The following is a 16,377-nucleotide window of genomic DNA, read 5'->3' as shown; positions in this document are numbered from 1 at the left end:
CTCTCAGCGTACTTTTACCACAGTTTTTCAAGATGTTCTATTTCAACGTCGCTTCAAGGTAAGCGAATTTCTAGTTCCTGGTATCGATCAGCCGGGTGGCGATAGAGAGGACCGAAACACGCCCTGCGGCGATGACCGCACGCAAGTCTTCGGCAAAAGACTTAGTGGACTCGGTTGTAGGTCGAAGCTCGCGAAAAAGTGGTTCATTCGTCTGCAGGACGATGATCAGACTCCTGCCGAATGTGCTATCGACGGCGAAGGAGAGCTTCGCGGTATCGACTGCACCTTCGGCCGTCGGATAGGCAACCCGGATCGTTCGCATTCCCTCAGACACGGTTCCGAGGTCGGCAACCGCATGATTGGGTCTCTTGATATTCGGAAGAACGTTAAAGAGATTGCCAGTGACGTCGGCGATAGCGACCCACAAGTAGCCCTCGTCAAGCGTGGCCGGCGCCAGCACGTCGATAACCGGATTATCGCCAACCGAATAGATGCCGGACATGTTCGGTTCGGACTTGTCGCCATATCCGAGGACGATTGTCATCGGACCCTGCCTTGCATCCGGCAGCAGCTCCTGAACGACGCATAGCTGGCTATTGAGCACTGTGGCGTCGAAGCGCATCTCGCGATCTCCAAGATGCGGGGCAAGCGCCTGTTGAACGGCCTGGATGTCCCTGCTGGAGGCGACGTTTCCCCGGATAGACACCATCGCTCCAAGGGGGTAGGTACCCGTCTGCGGAGGCAGAATCACGAGTGGTCCGCAGGTCTGCAACGGCACCAGGAGGGATTTCAGTTGATCCGGCGACAGATCGCGGGGACCGGCGGCGATACGTAGGACAGGCTCATAGCCGGCCTCTTTGGCAGCCGCAGCAAATCGGATTACCGCGGCTTCGCGTCCTTTGACATCGCCCGCAAGTCCGGTAAGGCGAACCGTTCGATCAGCAACTTCCAGCTTCCACTCGTCCAACCGAGCGGCGAGCGCGAAAAAGGCGGTCAAGTCCTGTGCCCATCGTTCAGACGGAGCGCCGTCAGCAAGAGTAAGGGTGCCCTTGGGTGGTGCGCGCCCGACCGATTGTTCAAAGTTCGAAAGGATTGCCTCTTGCTGGTCGGCATCGGGAGCAAAGCCGGTGAGCATGGTTCGTCCTTGTCCGTCCACACCGGCAACTAGCTTGTAAGGGGTCGCGAGCGGGAGGGCCGTCCTCGATAATTCCTCAAATGCCCCCAAAAGCCAAAGCCCAGCGATTGCCGCCAGCGCCCCGAGGGGCAGGATGACAAGCCATGGTCTCCAGGTTGCTTTTTCGAAGCGCCCCCTCTGCGGCACACCGCCAAGACCGGGCTGCAGCAACCGCCCGATTTCCTTGACGACGGCGGCGGCGCTTGGCGGCCGGTGGGCAGGCTCGGGCTGAGTAAGATCGTCAATCAAGGTCTTGAGCGGTTCTGGTACGCCAGAGGTATCAAGCCGGCGTTCCTTATGGCGAATGACCTCGCCCGGGCTCCTTCCAACGTCCGGGATCTTCCCGCGAAACGTTGCGAGCAGCGATGCTCCCAGGGCATAAAGGTCTGAGCGTGGCTCCGCCTGACCGTGCATCTGCTCTGGCGCGGCATATTCGTACTTGCCCGCAAAGTCGTTGCCGACGATCGTGCGGGCACCTGCGGTGCTGTCCTTCGCGATGCCAAAGTCGATAATGACGGCTTCCTCCGGTCTGCCGTCACGCAGGATGATGTTATCCGGGGAAAGGTCCCGGTGAACGATCATGCGCTCATGCGTCGCGACCAGCCCTTCGGCCACCCTGTGTGCCACCACCAGTAGATCTCGGGCAGAAGCCCCGCCGCGTTCGAGCCATTCGCTGAGAGGGGTGCCTGCTATGTAGTCCATCACCAGGTATACGTGACCGTCGCCGGTCTGACTGCAGTCGGTGTAGCGAACGACCGCGTCGTGCGAGATGCTGCGCACCTCTTCCTCTCGCTTCATGAGCTCGAGATAACTGGCATTTGCCGACAGATCGCGCTTCAATGCCTTGATCGCCACCACACGGCCGGTGATGCGGTTGCTTGCTCGATAGACCTCGCCCGTCCCGCCGCGGCCCAGGACACCCTCAATCTCGTAGGTGTTGTTGAGCACCTGGCCTTTGCGAAATATGTCACCGGGCAGTGGATCGAGCATATGGTGTCTCCAAACGCACCCAATGGAAACCAGCTACCACAATATTCACTAAGAACGCGCTGCCTGATTATTTGTCAAGAATACTATAATGTGGCACGCTGTGACTAGTGATCCAAGACTAGAGGCGCCTACTCCAAAACACCGGCAGGAGCCGACCGACATGCAGCAGAACATGTCTTCTCCAAGCTTCAAGCGCAAGGAACTGGTCGGCAAGCTCAACCCGATATGCCTGCGCGCATTCAAGGCAGCGGCGGACGCCGCCAAGCTTCGCGGCAACCCTTATGTCGAACTCGTTCACTGGATTGAACAACTGACGCTTGTCGACCGCGCTGACTTTCAGTTGATTCTCAGGGACGCCGGCGTCGACCTCGGCCGTCTTGCCGCCGAAATGGCGAGAGCGATAGACAAGCTACCCTATGGCGCGACCTCCATCGAGGAATTTTCCGATCACATCTTTCACGCGATCCAGGAGGCTTGGAGCCTGGCCAGCCTGCAGTTCGGATCTGAAGTGGTGCGTGGAGCCTATGTCCTGTTAGCCTGCAGGAAGGTGCCGGTGCTTGACGGGCTCCTCTCGAAGATTAGTACTGAATTCGATCGGATCGATGCGGAATCGATCGTCGCTCGGCTCGATGACGTGCTCGCTGGATCACTTGAAAGCGCCCGCAATGAAGAGACGCCGGAACCATCCCGGAAAAGACGTCAGGCAGGCGGTGACTCTGCGTTGGCGAAATATGCCGTGGATCTCACTCGACGTGCACGTGACGGAAAAATTGACCCGATCCTGGGCCGTGATCCAGAGATACGGCAGATCGTTGACATTCTCATGCGCCGGCGACAGAACAATCCTATCCTGACGGGCGAAGCAGGTGTGGGCAAAACCGCGGTGGTCGAAGGGTTTGCTCTGCGGCTTGCAGCCGACGATGTGCCGCCACCGCTAAAAGGGGTGTCGCTCCACATGCTCGACATCGGCTTGATGCAGGCGGGGGCGAGCGTCAAGGGTGAGTTCGAAAGACGACTCAAGACAGTAATCGATGAAGTTCAGGCCTCGGAAACTCCCATTATTCTCTTCATCGACGAAGCTCATACGTTGATCGGCGCAGGCGGTGCGGCGGGAACAGGAGATGCGGCAAATCTTCTCAAGCCGATGTTGGCGCGCGGCGAGCTTCGCACGGTCGCCGCAACAACCTGGGCCGAGTACAAGCAGTACATCGAAAAAGATCCCGCGCTGACACGGCGTTTCCAGGTGGTCAAGGTCGAGGAGCCCGATGAGGTCGGCGCTGTTTTGATGCTACGTGGTGTGGCAGGCGTGTTGGAGAAACACCATCAGGTGCAGATTCTGGATGAAGCGATCGAGGCGGCCGTCAACCTCTCACACCGCTATATCCCGGCGCGCCAGCTGCCCGACAAGGCGGTCAGTCTCCTTGATACCGCCTGCGCGCGTGTGGCTGTATCGCAGCACGCGACACCGGCGGAAGTCGAAGATCTGCTACGGCGCAAGCAATCCCTTGAGATCGAGCAGGGGATCATCGGGCGTGAGGCCGTGATCGGCTTTGAGGTTCAGGAACGTCAGGCCAAGGTGGCAGCCTTTCTCGACGAAACGGAATCCGAGTTGCTGGTCGCAAAGGCTCGCTGGGAAAAAGAACAGTCGATGGTATCCGAAATCCTCGAACTGCGAGCAAGGCTACGCGGAAAGGGAGTTGAGCTGGACCATGCATTAGCCAGCGAGAGGGCAGGCGAGAATGCGGCGGCACTCGCCAATGGGGATCATCCCGCGTCGGAAGGGAGCGATGGAGCGAGCGCTGAACAGAGCTCGGACCTTGTGCGGCTCAGGGTCCTTATGGGGGAACTTGCCGAGGTGCAGGGGGAAACGCCGCTCGTATTGCTTTCTGTTGACACGAATGCCGTAGCCTCGGTGGTGCAGGATTGGACGGGTATACCCGTGGGACGAATGCTGACCAGCCAGACGGAGAAGGCGCTCCAACTAGCGAATGTTCTGGCAGAGCGTGTGGTCGGTCAGGACCTGGCGATGGAGGCGATCGCACGGCGGGTGCAGACCAGCCGAGCCGGAATGGGTTCTCCTGAAAAGCCCGTCGGCGTCTTTTTGCTGTGCGGCCCATCCGGCGTCGGTAAAACGGAAACTGCACTGGCTCTCGCCGAGGCCCTCTTTGGCGGCGAGCAGAATCTGATCACCATCAACATGTCGGAGTTTCAGGAAGCGCACACGGTCTCAACTCTCAAAGGCGCTCCTCCCGGCTACGTTGGCTATGGCAAGGGCGGCGTCCTGACCGAAGCGGTCAGACGCCGACCCTATTCAGTCATTCTGCTCGATGAAGTCGAGAAGGCGCATCCGGACGTACACGAGATCTTTTTCCAGGTTTTCGACAAAGGAATGATGGACGACAGCGAGGGGCGGCGGATCGACTTCCGCAATACGCTCATCCTTCTGACGTCGAACGTCGGCTCGGAGGCTATCATGAAGCTGACCGACAGCGGCCGGACGCGGCCTCCGCTTGAGGAGTTAGAAGTCGTCCTGAGGCCGCAATTGCTGAAGGTATTCCCGCCGGCATTCCTCGGCCGCGTTATCGTCGTGCCCTATTATCCGCTCTCAGACCTGATGATTGAAGCAATCACGCGACATCACTTCCGCAAGATTGCACGCCGGTTGCGCGCTAGCCATGACGCTGAGCTGGTTATCGAAGACGGCGTTTTGCAATTAGTCAAGGCGCGTTGTACTGAGGTTGAATCGGGGGGGCGCATGATCGACGCGATCCTGACCAACTCGCTTCTGCCGGCTTTGAGTAAAGGCGTTTTGAATTCGGCGCTCGAAGGCAAACGCCTGTCCAAGGTGACGGTCGGCGCATCTGCGGAAGGCTTCACCTACGCGTTCGAATAGCGGCAGCATTGCTGACGATCTTTTGTTGCGGCCGCGTCCTTAGCTAACTGCCTGGAACTCTACGCGCCTGTTCTCGTCGGCCTTCGGGTTTCCCGAATTGAGAAGAAACTGCTCGCCTACGCCAACCGCCTCCAGGCGTTCGAGAGCAATGTGGCATTCGTCGGCGAAGAACCGTGTCACTTCCTTCGCGCGCAGCATCGACAGCTGCTGATTGTAAGCCGCGCCTCCGACGGCATCGGTGTGCCCTATCACTCGGACGAGCTTGATGTCCATTTCCTCCATGATTCTGCAAAGCTGGCGAAGCGCCGGCTTCTGATCCAGGGCGATGGCGGCGGAATCGAAGGCAAAGTTCACGCGCACATTTATCTGGTCCGAAGGCGGCAGCTTCCAGTAGGTCTGCGGATCGGTGGTCGTCTCGGCCGTAACTGCCGATGTCGGCGACGAGTCCTTTGCTGCGGTTGCCGGAGGCTGAGCTACTTCGCTCTCATCGGGACCGGATTGGATGCTTTGGGCCTGAGTGGCAGGAGGGGATGGCGGAGCGACTTTTGCTTCACCCGTCGCGTCGATTGCCACCGGCGTGGCCGCTGCATTTGGCCCGGGGTTGGTAAGAACCAGGCCGCGCGGGGCCCCAAGCTTTGATGCCTCTGCAGCCTTGAACAACTTAATTTGGCGCTGAAAGCGCTCTTTCAGCGTAGAATCGGTGAGTTCCTGTGCCTCCAAGACACTTTGTGGAACGAAGAATAGAGCAAGAAACACCGCTAGATTCGCTGCCGGCAGGCGCATCATCTCAAGGCTCCCTTTGGCGAGGAGGTTTCGCCGTCTACAAAATTACTATAGGATAACTTGGGGGGCAACTGTTCAGGTAACGGCTTCGCGATGGAGCGAATGAGAGGGTTCATCTGCTCATGACCCAGGATTCGCGGGACGGTTCATCGACGCGTGTACCTAACCGGCTGGGGAGGCCGGAAGGAGCGGGGCTGAGCCACACTGGTCAAGTGCGCAACAGCAACGAGGACGCAATTCTCACTGATCCCTCCGGCGCACTTTGGGCCGTTGCCGATGGAATGGGCGGATATGGCCATGGCGATGTCGCTGCTGACATGGTCATCGAGCAGCTTGCATTGCTCCCCCACGCACCGATTACGTCTGCTCATCTCGTTGGAGCACTCCAGGCAGCCAACTCCGAAATACGGCGATGGGCGGCCTCTGCCAATGTAGAGCAGATGGGCGCAACAGTAGTGGCCGCGCTCGTCGACGGCCAGGCAGCGACAATCGCTTGGGTGGGAGACAGCCGGGCCTATCGCTTGCGAGGAGGGGAGCTGTCGCAGCTTACACGCGATCATTCGGTTGTGCAGGAACTTATCGATGGCGGACACCTCGCGCCAGCCGCAGTGTGGCAGCACCCGCAAGCTCATGTCGTAACTCGGGCAATCGGAGCTGGCGATCGCCTGGATGTGGACACGACCGAGGTCGCGCTGGAGCCGGGGGACATTTTGATTCTTTGTTCCGACGGTTTGACCGACTGCGTTGCAGAGGCGGAGATCACCTCATGCGTGAAATCGGTATCGACGCCTGAGGCTGCCTGTCGACGGCTGGTCGCCGCCGCTCTCGATCGCGGTGCTCCGGACAACGTCTCTGTGGTTGTGGTTCGCATTGACGGAGCTGCAGCGCCTTGAGGCCAATGAACCCAATTGCAGCCCTCGTCATCGGCATGAGCATCGTTCTTGCGGCGGCGACTTTTGCCTTCGTCGCTGACCTGCTTCGCAACGTAGAGCCGGATCCGAATGCTGCAAAGATAGACCGGCTCACTCAACAGCTTGCCCAGCAGGACGGAGAAATTCAGGCGCTGCGCGCCGAACTAAGCGCACTCAGGAGAGAGCTTGCAGAACTGGCGGCCGCCCCCCGCCCTGAACCCGTTCCGTCCACGCAGCCAGCGCCGCCGCCCGACCAACCTGCGACCGAGCAGTCATTCTCGCTGGACCAATTCGGCGGCATGGCGCCACCACAGGAAACTGAAGACCTGACGGAACCCATGCAGTTGGCAAAGAAGCGCTTCAATGACGGCATCCTCCGTCCGAAGCCGGGGGTGCTCCGCGAAATCCTGGGCGAGCCGCGAACCAGTTATTCCACAGCCTGCCAGCCGGTGACCAATCCGAAACTGGTCAGAGCTCTGGCGACCCGCAATTTTGGAAACTTCCGACTGACGATGATCAGGCCCGCGCTCGAGTCTTTGGGCCAGGTATTGGAGCGCCTGAAAAAGGAAGAGCCGGACATCTATGCTGCGATCGGAACGGCTGGTGCGCTTTGCGCACGTTATGTGCGCGGTTCTGCCAAGTCCGTATCCTCGCACGCCTGGGGGGCAGCCGTCGACCTGACGCTCAAGAGGAACCTCGACAGGATGGGCGATGGCAGCACGCAGTTCGGCCTCGTCGTGCTTGCAGAGTTTTTCAACGACGCGGGCTGGTACTGGGGTGCCGGCTACAGTCGCGAAGATTCCATGCATTTCGAGGTCGGCGAAGCGCTGCTTCGCAAATGGGCCGCAGAGGGCAAGCTGTGAAAGATCATGTCCGATCGCCCGGTCAGGATGGAATGCGAGCGGACGTTCTTCCTGCATTGGCTCAGCCGCTGCTAGCGCTCGCAAAGCGCGCCGAAAGCGAGAAACGGCCGGACCCAAACGAGTTGGCAGCAACCGCACGCACACTCGTAGCTGCATTCGAGATCGAAGCCCGCCGAAAGAACGTTCCGCCGGACTGGCTTCTGGACGCTCGCGACGCGCTCGTCACTTTGCTCGATGCCCGCGCGCGCAACAATCCGGCGCTGCCAGTGCGGCAATGGGAGCGCGCTTTTTCGGCCGCGCTTCCAATCAGCCGGAGCCTTGGTTCAAAACGCCTCGCAGAACGGGCGGCGGAGGCGGCGAGGGGCGGTCCGGCACGGCGCGATCTCGCCCGTTTCCTCGGTCACTGCGACGAGGCCGTTCAAGCCGCACATTCGGCGGGTGAGAAGCATAGAACGCGAGCAGATCGCGGCCTGGTATTTTTAGGCGTCGTGTGTTTCTTCGCAATATTGGTGGCTTGGGCAGCATGGGCCGAATGGCGGTTCCGCGAGCAGCTGATAGCGCAATTGCCCGACGTGGAGCGCGTTATCGAAGCGGGCATTGCCGCAACCCCGGCCGCGCGCGCTGCTCAGCTTGATGCCTTCGCCGCAGCGGTTCGCCTCGTTGAGCAGAATGCGTCGAGCTCACCGCTCGGCGTTATTCATTTTGTTGAGAGTGTCGATCCTGGTGCGACCGCCCGTCGCCGCTACAGCGAGGCGGCGGATGCACTTGCTGCAGGCCCCCTCGCCGAGGCACTTGCAGTTGCGCTCGCCACGGAAGGGGACGCCAATGCGCTCTACGATTCCCTGCGGGCCTGGTCGATATTGAAGGGTACATCGGACTGGCAGCCGCGTTTTCTGGCCGGCTGGGTCGCCGACCGGGCCCGGACCTTCCCCGAACTCGCTTATCTCGCCCAGCATGTTGCCGCTATGTCCAGGGCCCCGCCGGCCATCCCATCTGCGGATCCGGAGACGATCGCCCAGGCACGCCAGTTCGCTTCTGAAGGCTTGGCGAGCGAGCGCGCCTTGCTGGAACTGATCCGAGCTGAGGAGGCGGCGGAACTCCCATCATGGTCTCTTGACGAGGTAGTCCCTGGCCTTGACTCGATTTTGATACACAGTTCAGGTCTGGCGATCGAACGCGAGATATCGGGCCTGTATACGGAGTCTGGATGGGATTATGCGCGCTCCGGCGGCGCAAAGCAGGCGATCGAGCGGGCGAGCTCGCAGGCTGCAACGCTTCTAGCGGCTGAGGGTACGACAACGACGGAGGTCGTGATGGATCTCCTTCAAAAACGCACGTTGGAAGAATGGTCCAACTACCTCGGTGATCTTCGCGTCCGGCCGTTCTCCGATCAACCCACCGCCGTACTGATCAGCGGTGCGCTAAGCGCCAGCAATTCACCGCTTTCGGCGCTGATCCGAGAGGCTTGGCGTCAGTCGGGGGGCACCGACCGCAACCGAAGCCATGCCAACCAGCTTCGCGTCGCGGCCGCATTGGGGCCGGCCATACAGTTTGTCGAACAGGGGCGGATGTCGGAGATCTCCCATCTCTTCGTGTCGTTGAACGTGGCCCTTTCCGTTCTCGATGCAAATGCCGAGCTTGGAAAGAAACCGCTCATGGACGCCCAGGAGCGCGCCAACTCGATCGTAGCATTGCAGCAAGCCCCCCTTCTTGTGGTGCAGATAGTAGAGGATGTGATTGCCCAGACGGCTGCTCCAAAAGAGCCCGAGGCGACTTCGGAGTCTGTCCCGCAGGAGAGAGCCCAGCAGAGAGCCCAAGAGAGACCACAGGAGAAACCAAAGACACCATGGGGTTCAGAGATCGGGACCGCCTGTCAGGCGGTCGTGAGTGGCCGGTATCCTTTCTTCGATGGCCCCGACGCGGACCTTGCCGCAGTGGCACGAATCTTCGCACCTGACGGCTCTGTGGGGAGCTATTATCGTGCGCAATTGGCGCAATTGATGGACACGTCCACGACTCCGTGGCGCTGGAAGCCGGAAGCGCGCCTTTCTGGCTACACACCCGAAAGCGCTATCTTTTTCCAAAGGGCGCTTGCCGTCGGAGGCGCTTTTTTTGGCCAGGGAGCGACGCCTGACGTATCGGTAACGCTGGAGGCGCTCGCTCAACGAGGAGCGGCAACGATTTCGATTGGCGGTGCTCATGCTCCGGTCGTCACGTCGGGCGACGCCGTGAGGTTGAACTGGCCGGGGCCCTCACCCGCGCAAGGCTTCGAAATTTCGTTCGACATCGGCACTGCGGTCGAGAAGAAGAGCGCACCCGGTCCATGGGGCTTTTTGCGGTTCCTGGACGGGGCACATTTGCGGCCACGTGAGGGCGGCCGGCGCTTCCTGGTTGATGTGCGCGGCAAGGGCGCTCGGGCCTATCTTCAGATGTCTTTCGGCAGTGCTGCAAATCCCATAGCTGCGCGTGCACTTCTGCGGGGTTTGACCTGTCCGCTCACTCTTCAACCTTGAGTTTCCAAGCTGTGCAGTCCGGCTTGATAGGTTGATCAAGGGATAGGCACCGATCCACGACTTGGCGAAATTCTGGCGCGGTGAGGTTGCGTGGCGATTGTCCTCCGAGGACATGCTCAAGGGATGTCAAGGCAACTTGTCGCGAGCTATGTTTTAAGTTCAGGCTAAAAAGATGGTGTAACGGGCGGACCCCGGCCCGGCAGGTTTGAAGGGCCGGTGGTCGTCCCTCACAATGATGGTGTCGCGGAGTCAGGAGTGGCCTGCTCCATAGCATCACGGAGAAACGACCATGAAGCAGTATGCCGGCATCGACGTATCCTTGGAATACTCGAGTGTGTGCGTGGTGGATGCGGATGGCCGCATCGTCCGGGAAGCAAAGATCCTCAGCGAACCCGATGCGCTGATCGCCTGGTTTGGCGCACATGGCGTGGCGATGGAGCGAATTGGTCTGGAGGCCCGCCCGTTGTCGCAGTGGCTCTATGCCGGCATGGTGAAAGCAGGTCTGTTCGTCGAGCTGATCGAGACGCGCCACGTGCGTGCAGCCTTCAAGACGATGCCGGTAAAGACCGACAAGAAGGACGCACGGGGCATTGCGCAGTTGATGCGGCTTGGCTGGTTCAGACCGGTCCACTGCAAATCGCTGGCCGCCCAGGAGGTGCGGGCTCTGCTGACCGCCCGCAAGCTCGTTCAAGGGAAGCTTCACGACATCGAGATGAGCATCCGCGGCATCCTGCGCGGCTTCGGCCTCAAGGTCGGGCCGACGACGCGGTGCACGTACGCGGGGCGCATCCGCGCGCTGATTGCCGGCCATTCGACCTTGGAAGCGATCGCTACGGCGCTGCTGAAGGTGCGCGACGCGCTGGTGCAGGAATTTGCAGGGTTTGAGCGCAAGCTGCGTGCGATCGCCCGTCAGGACGACAACGCACTTCGGTTGATGACGACGCCCGGCGTTGGCGTCCTGGTGGCGCTGACGTTTGTGGCGGCCGTCGATGCGCCGGAGCGCTTCCGCTCCTCCCGCGCCGTGGGGCCGCACTTCGGATTGACGCCAAAGAAATATCAATCGGGCGAGACCGATCACAGCGGTCGCATCTCGAAGGTCGGCGACGGCAGCGTGCGCACCGCGCTCTACGAGGCGGCCCACGTCATCCTGACGCGTCCGGTCAAAGGGTCCGATCTGAAGGGCTGGGCGTTGGCGGTCGCCAGACGAGCCGGTCCCAAAAAGGCGCGCGTGGCGCTGGCCCGCAAGCTGGCGGTGGTGTTGCATTGCATGCTCAGGGACAGAACCAGCTTCATTGCTCATAAGGGAGCGCCCACCCCGGCGGCTTAAGGGAGGCGACAACACAGACTTTCGGACGGGCCCAGCCATCAGTCCGCCGGAGCAAGGTCCCTTCGCCGGGACGATGGATGGGTTAGGCCGTTATGCGATCAGCAGCACGCGGTGACTGCGCCTCTAAAAGATTGGCCAACCGGTCCTCAGCAGACCCCATAGAGCAGCGGCAAAGCTCCGACTGCGGACAGAAGCAAGCACTCGGCGAGGGATTACGCTCACAAGGGATTGACGCAACGCCCGTTACAGAAGATCGCATAAATGTATCAACAGGAACCGCACAGGGCGCAACTGCAGGGCCCACGCTTTGATTTGCCTTGAGGCGGTGCCATTCCCTGAATAGGGTTACCGCTGATATACATAAGTGCCGGGCGCATCATCGATAGGGAGATAGCCTTTTTTTGGCGCGCCGAAGTCCGGCGGTGGCACTCGTTCCGGCGCTGAATGGCTGGCGAGCCACTCGACCCAGTCCGGCCACCATGAGCCGTTCTTCGATTTGGCCGCCGCGGCCCATTCGTCTGCACTGACACTAGGATCGACATCACGTGTCAATGCGATGCGAAAAACTCTTCCGTGGTGACCTGGCTCAGAGACGATGCCGGCATTGTGGCCCCCGCTGGTCAGCACGAAAGTGACGTCGGTGTCGGTGAGATAATGTATCTTGTAGACGGAACGCCATGGTGCGACATGGTCTCGCTCTGTTCCGACGACGAACATGGGAATGCGGATGTCCTGGAGGTGAGCCGGGCGTTTGTCAATGATGAAACGGCCGGCGGCAAGCTCGTTGTCGAGATAGAGGCGCTGCAGATACTCCGCATGCATCCTGTAGGGCATGTGGGTCGGGTCGGCGTTCCACGCCATGAGATCGGTCATCGGGGTGCGTTTGCCGATCAGGTAGTCGTGGACGAGGCGCGACCACACGAGGTCATTGGTGCGCAGCAGCTGGAATGCCCCCGCCATCTGATCGGCGGAAAGACAGCCACTATGCCACATGATACTGTCGAGGAAATGCAGCTGGCTGTGATCGATGAACAGCGCCAGTTCGCCAGGTTCGGAGAAGTCCGTCTGGGCGGCAAACAGCGTGACCGAAGCCAAACGCTGGTCCTCGGTGCGCGCCATCGCGGCCGCCGCGATCGCCAGAAGCGTCCCTCCCAAACAGTAGCCTGTTGCGTGGATCCTGTGTTCAGGAACGATGGCGCTGATGGCATCAAGCGCGGCCAGGACTCCCAATCGCCGGTAATCGTCGAGCGTGAGGTCGCGGTCGTTCGCTGTCGGATTGCGCCAGGAAATGCAGAAAACGGTGTGGCCCCGCGCCACGAGATAGCGGATCAGGGAATTATGCGGTGAAAGGTCGAGAATGTAGTATTTCATGATCCAAGCCGGCACGATCAGGATTGGCTCGGCCATGACGTTCTCCGTCGCGGGCGCATACTGGATCAGCTCGATCAGGTGGTTTCGGTAGACGACCTTTCCAGGCGTGGCCGCGATGTCGCTGCCTACGCGGAACGCTTCCGTCCCGACCGGAGGTTGCTTCATGGCCATCCGGCTGACGTCTTCCAGCCAGTTGCGGAATCCCTGCGTGAAGTTCGCCCCGCCCGTCTCCATCGCCTTGTGGATCACTTCCGGGTTGGCAAAGGGAATGTTGGACGGCGAGAACATGTCCAGCAACTGACGCGCGGCGAAGGAGACGACGTCCTCGTGGTGCGGTGTCATGCCCGGAACGTTGCGCGTAACATTGTGCCACCACTGCTGGCACAGCAAGAAACCCTGCGCCCAAACTGTATAGGGTTGCTTTTGCCAGCCCTCAGCACGAAAACGGTTGTCTCCCGGCAGCGCCTCGATGCAGGGCGGCGCATCCGGACGCGTGGCGGCTGCGGCCATGTAAGCCAGCAGAAGGCCCCAATTCTGCCCGGCCTTTTCGGCGAGTTCCATGCGCTTGCCTGGGGCCGATGCGAGGTGGATCCACCAGTCGAAAAAGGCGAGTGTCAATGCCGCAGGTGAAAGACCTCCGGTCGCCATTCCACTCAGGGCCTCGCGCATCCGATCGATCGCCCGGAATGCTTCGCCGTCCGCGACCCCGTCTTCGTTTGGCAGCGCCGATTGAGCCGCGTTGACCGCCCCTGCTTTCGTCGCGCGGTCTAAGGCCAAACCTGGTCTGTCCCACGTCTTCATCGCGAAACTCCATTCAGCCTTAACGCCCGGGCGTTGGTCCCGATTAACGCCCGATCGCCGACGGGGCATAACGAAGTGTCCTCGACGGGGCTGCGGACGGAAGTTTTACTGCTCATGATGGTGCGCTGCTTCTCAGGTCTGTGCAAGTCAGCCTTTCGGGCGCTCCCTCAAGTGGGTCTCGAGGGACAGGTCCGGGGCGCCTGTGCCGTGGGACGGCGTATTAACTTGCGCAGAAGAGCCCAAAACCGTCAGGGTCGGGAGGCGGTGTCTGACTATGGTGCGCATCTCTCAGAAACCATATCGAACCAGGCGCCCCATACGATAGGGAGTGAGGATGGTGCCGAAGAGCTGCAACGCGATCTGGGCGGGCGGTGACATCCGCGCCACCTGTTCTGGGTCCCAATCCGAATGGTCCTGGATGAGCCTTAGCCCCGATACCTGCCGCTCCATCTCTGCTGGATCGTCAAGCGCCCAATGAAGACAGGCGCCGGTGGCGCGGATCGCCGGATTGAAGCGCAGCAGTTGGATTGCGAAGCTGCTATAGGCATCGAAGGCTATCTCGCCGGAGGGAAAGTGGCTGGCGATCCCCCGCAAAACCTGCGCAACCTGCTGTTCCTCCAGATATGGCAGAACGCCCTCGCCGACGATCATGGCCGGCCTGTCGGTGGGAAGTTTTGCAATCCAGCCGCGCTCGACGATCGAGCTGGCAATCATCTCGCAGCCCGCTCGGTCGGGGTAGATCTGCTGACGCAAGGCGATGACATCGGGGAAATCCAGTTCGATCCAGCGAACTCCCGGCCCGGGATCTATGCGGAAGATCCGACTGTCGAGACCACAGCCGAGATGGACAACAGTGGCCTCCGGGCAGCGCTGAAGGAATGCCTCCGTCCAGCGATCAAGCACATAGGCACGCAACGCGATGCCGATGGTCATGTCGTGACCAACCTTAAGGTGACGACTGCCCTGATCGATACGGTGCAAGGCATCTGCGGCGAAGCGGTCGCGCAGCAGCGAATCCGGCATGATGCTTTCAGCTGCCTTGGCTTGGAGCGTGATCAGCAGGGTCTCCCTTGCGCCGGTGAGGCGGATTTGCTCCTGTTGCATCGCTTCCTCCAAGGTGCCGAAACCAGGGAGGGTACCCTCTCAACCGCATCAGCAGCAACGATCTTGTTAAGGGCTTAGCGGTTCGTTGCGCGGTCCCCTTGTCCCTGCAGACTGTTCGAAGGCGCTACGGCTCAAGCAGCGGCTCGTGAGCGGCTTGGGTCTTCTGAATGCGACCCGGCTATCCCCAGGCGCCCTCACCGGAGCCGCGATGCTGCCGGATGAGCGGAAGGACCGTCTTGGGGAATGTCTCGAGGCAGGGAGTCGGGAATTAGGAGAGAAGGCAGTTTTGCCGTTCTGAGGATCCATGGGAGAAAAAAACTGCGACGAGATCGTGCTTCGTACCAACGTGGCGGTAGAGGCTGGTCTTCACCGGACGCAGCGGGTCACAGAGACGCACCGCTTGGCTGCGCTGAAGTCCTCCGCGCCCGGAAGCATGCATCTATTCGAAATCGAGGGGTCGGCGGTTCGAATCCAGTCAAGGTGAGGGACGCAGTCAGCTTGCCGTCGTGTCGCTTGTGCAAGTGCCGATCGTCTCGAGTGGGTGGAATGGACTAAGCCGCTCGCGCGGCATGGCGCTTGTGGCTGGCGGTGCGTTTCCTGATCGACGGCGGTTCTTTGTGTCTCGGGTTCCTGGCCCGACGATTGAGGCTTCTCAATCGATGGACAGGAGGGTCCGATGACAGAGGAGAAGACCACCCGGCTGCGTGAGCGGATGATCGAGGACATGCGCATCCGCGGGATGGGCGACAAGGCGCAGCAAGGCCACATCCGGGCGATCGAGGATTTCGCGGCCTTTCTGGGGCGCTCACCCGACACGGCGACGCCGGAGGAGTTGCGAGCCTATCAGTTGCACATGACCAATGCCGGAGTGACGCCCTCGACATTCAATGCCCGGATCATCGCACTCAGGTTCTTTTTCGCGATCACCTGCGGGCACGAGGAGATGAAGCGGTACATGCAGTTCCAACGCAAGCCGCAGAAGCTGCCGGTCGTCTTGAGCGTCGAGGAGGTCGGCGACCTGCTCGCCGCCGCTCCCGGGCCCGGGCTGAAGTATCGTGCGGCGCTCAGCATCAGCTATGGCGCCGGGCTGCGGGCTTCGGAGGTGTGTCACCTCAAGGTCACCGACATCGACAGCGAGCGCATGCTGATCCACGTCAAAGAGGGCAAGGGCGGCAAGGATCGCAAGGCCATGCTATCGCCGGGCTTGCTGGATCTGCTGCGCGATTACTGGCGCGAGGCGCGTCCGCGGGGATGGCTGTTTCCCGGCAAGCCGAAGATCAACCCGATCTCGCCGCGCCAACTCAACCGGGCCTTCACCGCGGCCAAGCACATGGCGGGCATCGCCAAGCCCGCAACGCTGCATACCCTGCGCCACAGCTTCGCCACGCATCTGCTGGAGGCGAACACCGACGTGCGGGTCATTCAGGTTCTGCTCGGTCATGCCAAGCTGAGCAGCACAGCCCGCTACACCCACGTCGCCACCAAGCTGATCCGCGACACCATCAGCCCGTTCGAGCGCCTGAAGCAGTTGGAGGATCTGACCCTGAGGCGTCGGCTGGAATGAATCGCGTGCCGGGGTGTCCCGGCAAAAGCTGGAGGTCGCTGACATCTTCCGAGCCTATGGTCCTGCGTGGCGGCGAGCCAATG

10 protein-coding genes are annotated in these 16,377 nt (G+C 60.8%); 6 read left to right on the top strand and 4 right to left on the bottom strand.

The window, feature by feature from the left end; all coding sequences use genetic code 11:
* Window positions 1–70 precede the first annotated feature (70 nt).
* Window positions 71–2,164: a serine/threonine protein kinase gene (locus ATC00_RS19745; protein ID WP_064254055.1), complete on the bottom strand. Its 2,094-nt coding sequence runs from the start codon at window positions 2,162–2,164 to the stop codon at window positions 71–73.
* A gap of 160 nt (window positions 2,165–2,324) precedes the next feature.
* Between ATC00_RS19745 and tssH the strand changes: the two genes are divergently transcribed.
* Window positions 2,325–5,057, top strand: a complete 2,733-nt coding sequence (gene tssH / locus ATC00_RS19740) for a type VI secretion system ATPase TssH (RefSeq protein WP_064254054.1) — start codon at window positions 2,325–2,327, stop codon at window positions 5,055–5,057.
* Window positions 5,058–5,096: 39 nt separating this feature from the next.
* Here tssH and ATC00_RS19735 read toward each other — a convergent pair whose 3' ends face one another.
* Complete coding sequence (locus tag ATC00_RS19735; protein WP_064254053.1) at window positions 5,097–5,843, bottom strand: OmpA family protein; 747 nt, start codon at window positions 5,841–5,843, stop codon at window positions 5,097–5,099.
* Between the two features lie 119 nt (window positions 5,844–5,962).
* Here ATC00_RS19735 and ATC00_RS19730 point away from each other — a divergent pair, with 119 nt between their 5' ends.
* The 4 genes from ATC00_RS19730 (at window position 5,963) to ATC00_RS19715 (ending at window position 11,454) form a co-directional block, all read left to right on the top strand.
* Window positions 5,963–6,733, top strand: coding sequence for a PP2C family protein-serine/threonine phosphatase (locus ATC00_RS19730; RefSeq protein WP_037382701.1), 771 nt, complete (start codon window positions 5,963–5,965; stop codon window positions 6,731–6,733).
* A gap of 35 nt (window positions 6,734–6,768) precedes the next feature.
* Complete coding sequence (locus tag ATC00_RS19725; protein WP_234782362.1) at window positions 6,769–7,614, top strand: M15 family metallopeptidase; 846 nt, start codon at window positions 6,769–6,771, stop codon at window positions 7,612–7,614.
* A gap of 32 nt (window positions 7,615–7,646) precedes the next feature.
* A complete protein-coding gene (locus ATC00_RS19720) occupies window positions 7,647–10,127 on the top strand; it encodes an ImcF-related family protein (RefSeq protein WP_064254051.1) in 2,481 nt (826 codons plus the stop codon).
* A 289-nt stretch (window positions 10,128–10,416) separates the two neighbouring features.
* Window positions 10,417–11,454 carry an IS110 family RNA-guided transposase gene (locus ATC00_RS19715; protein ID WP_064254050.1) on the top strand — a complete coding sequence of 346 codons (1,038 nt, stop codon included), beginning with the start codon at window positions 10,417–10,419 and terminating at the stop codon, window positions 11,452–11,454.
* A gap of 345 nt (window positions 11,455–11,799) precedes the next feature.
* Here the strand turns inward: ATC00_RS19715 and ATC00_RS19710 are convergent, their stop codons facing one another.
* Both ATC00_RS19710 and ATC00_RS19705 read right to left on the bottom strand, forming a co-directional pair.
* On the bottom strand, window positions 11,800–13,626 hold the full coding sequence (locus tag ATC00_RS19710) for a PHA/PHB synthase family protein (RefSeq protein ID WP_064254049.1): 1,827 nt from the start codon (window positions 13,624–13,626) through the stop codon (window positions 11,800–11,802).
* Between the two features lie 288 nt (window positions 13,627–13,914).
* A complete protein-coding gene (locus ATC00_RS19705) occupies window positions 13,915–14,730 on the bottom strand; it encodes a class I SAM-dependent methyltransferase (RefSeq protein ID WP_064254048.1) in 816 nt (271 codons plus the stop codon).
* A 676-nt stretch (window positions 14,731–15,406) separates the two neighbouring features.
* Between ATC00_RS19705 and ATC00_RS19695 the strand changes: the two genes are divergently transcribed.
* On the top strand, window positions 15,407–16,294 hold the full coding sequence (locus tag ATC00_RS19695) for a tyrosine-type recombinase/integrase (RefSeq protein ID WP_064254046.1): 888 nt from the start codon (window positions 15,407–15,409) through the stop codon (window positions 16,292–16,294).
* The last annotated feature ends 83 nt before the right edge of the window (window positions 16,295–16,377 follow it).

The sequence above is a fragment of the Sinorhizobium americanum genome (assembly GCF_001651855.1).
Classification (GTDB): domain Bacteria; phylum Pseudomonadota; class Alphaproteobacteria; order Rhizobiales; family Rhizobiaceae; genus Sinorhizobium; species Sinorhizobium americanum.
Note: the sequence above shows the minus strand (reverse complement) of the source record. Positions and strands in the feature narration are given on the sequence as shown.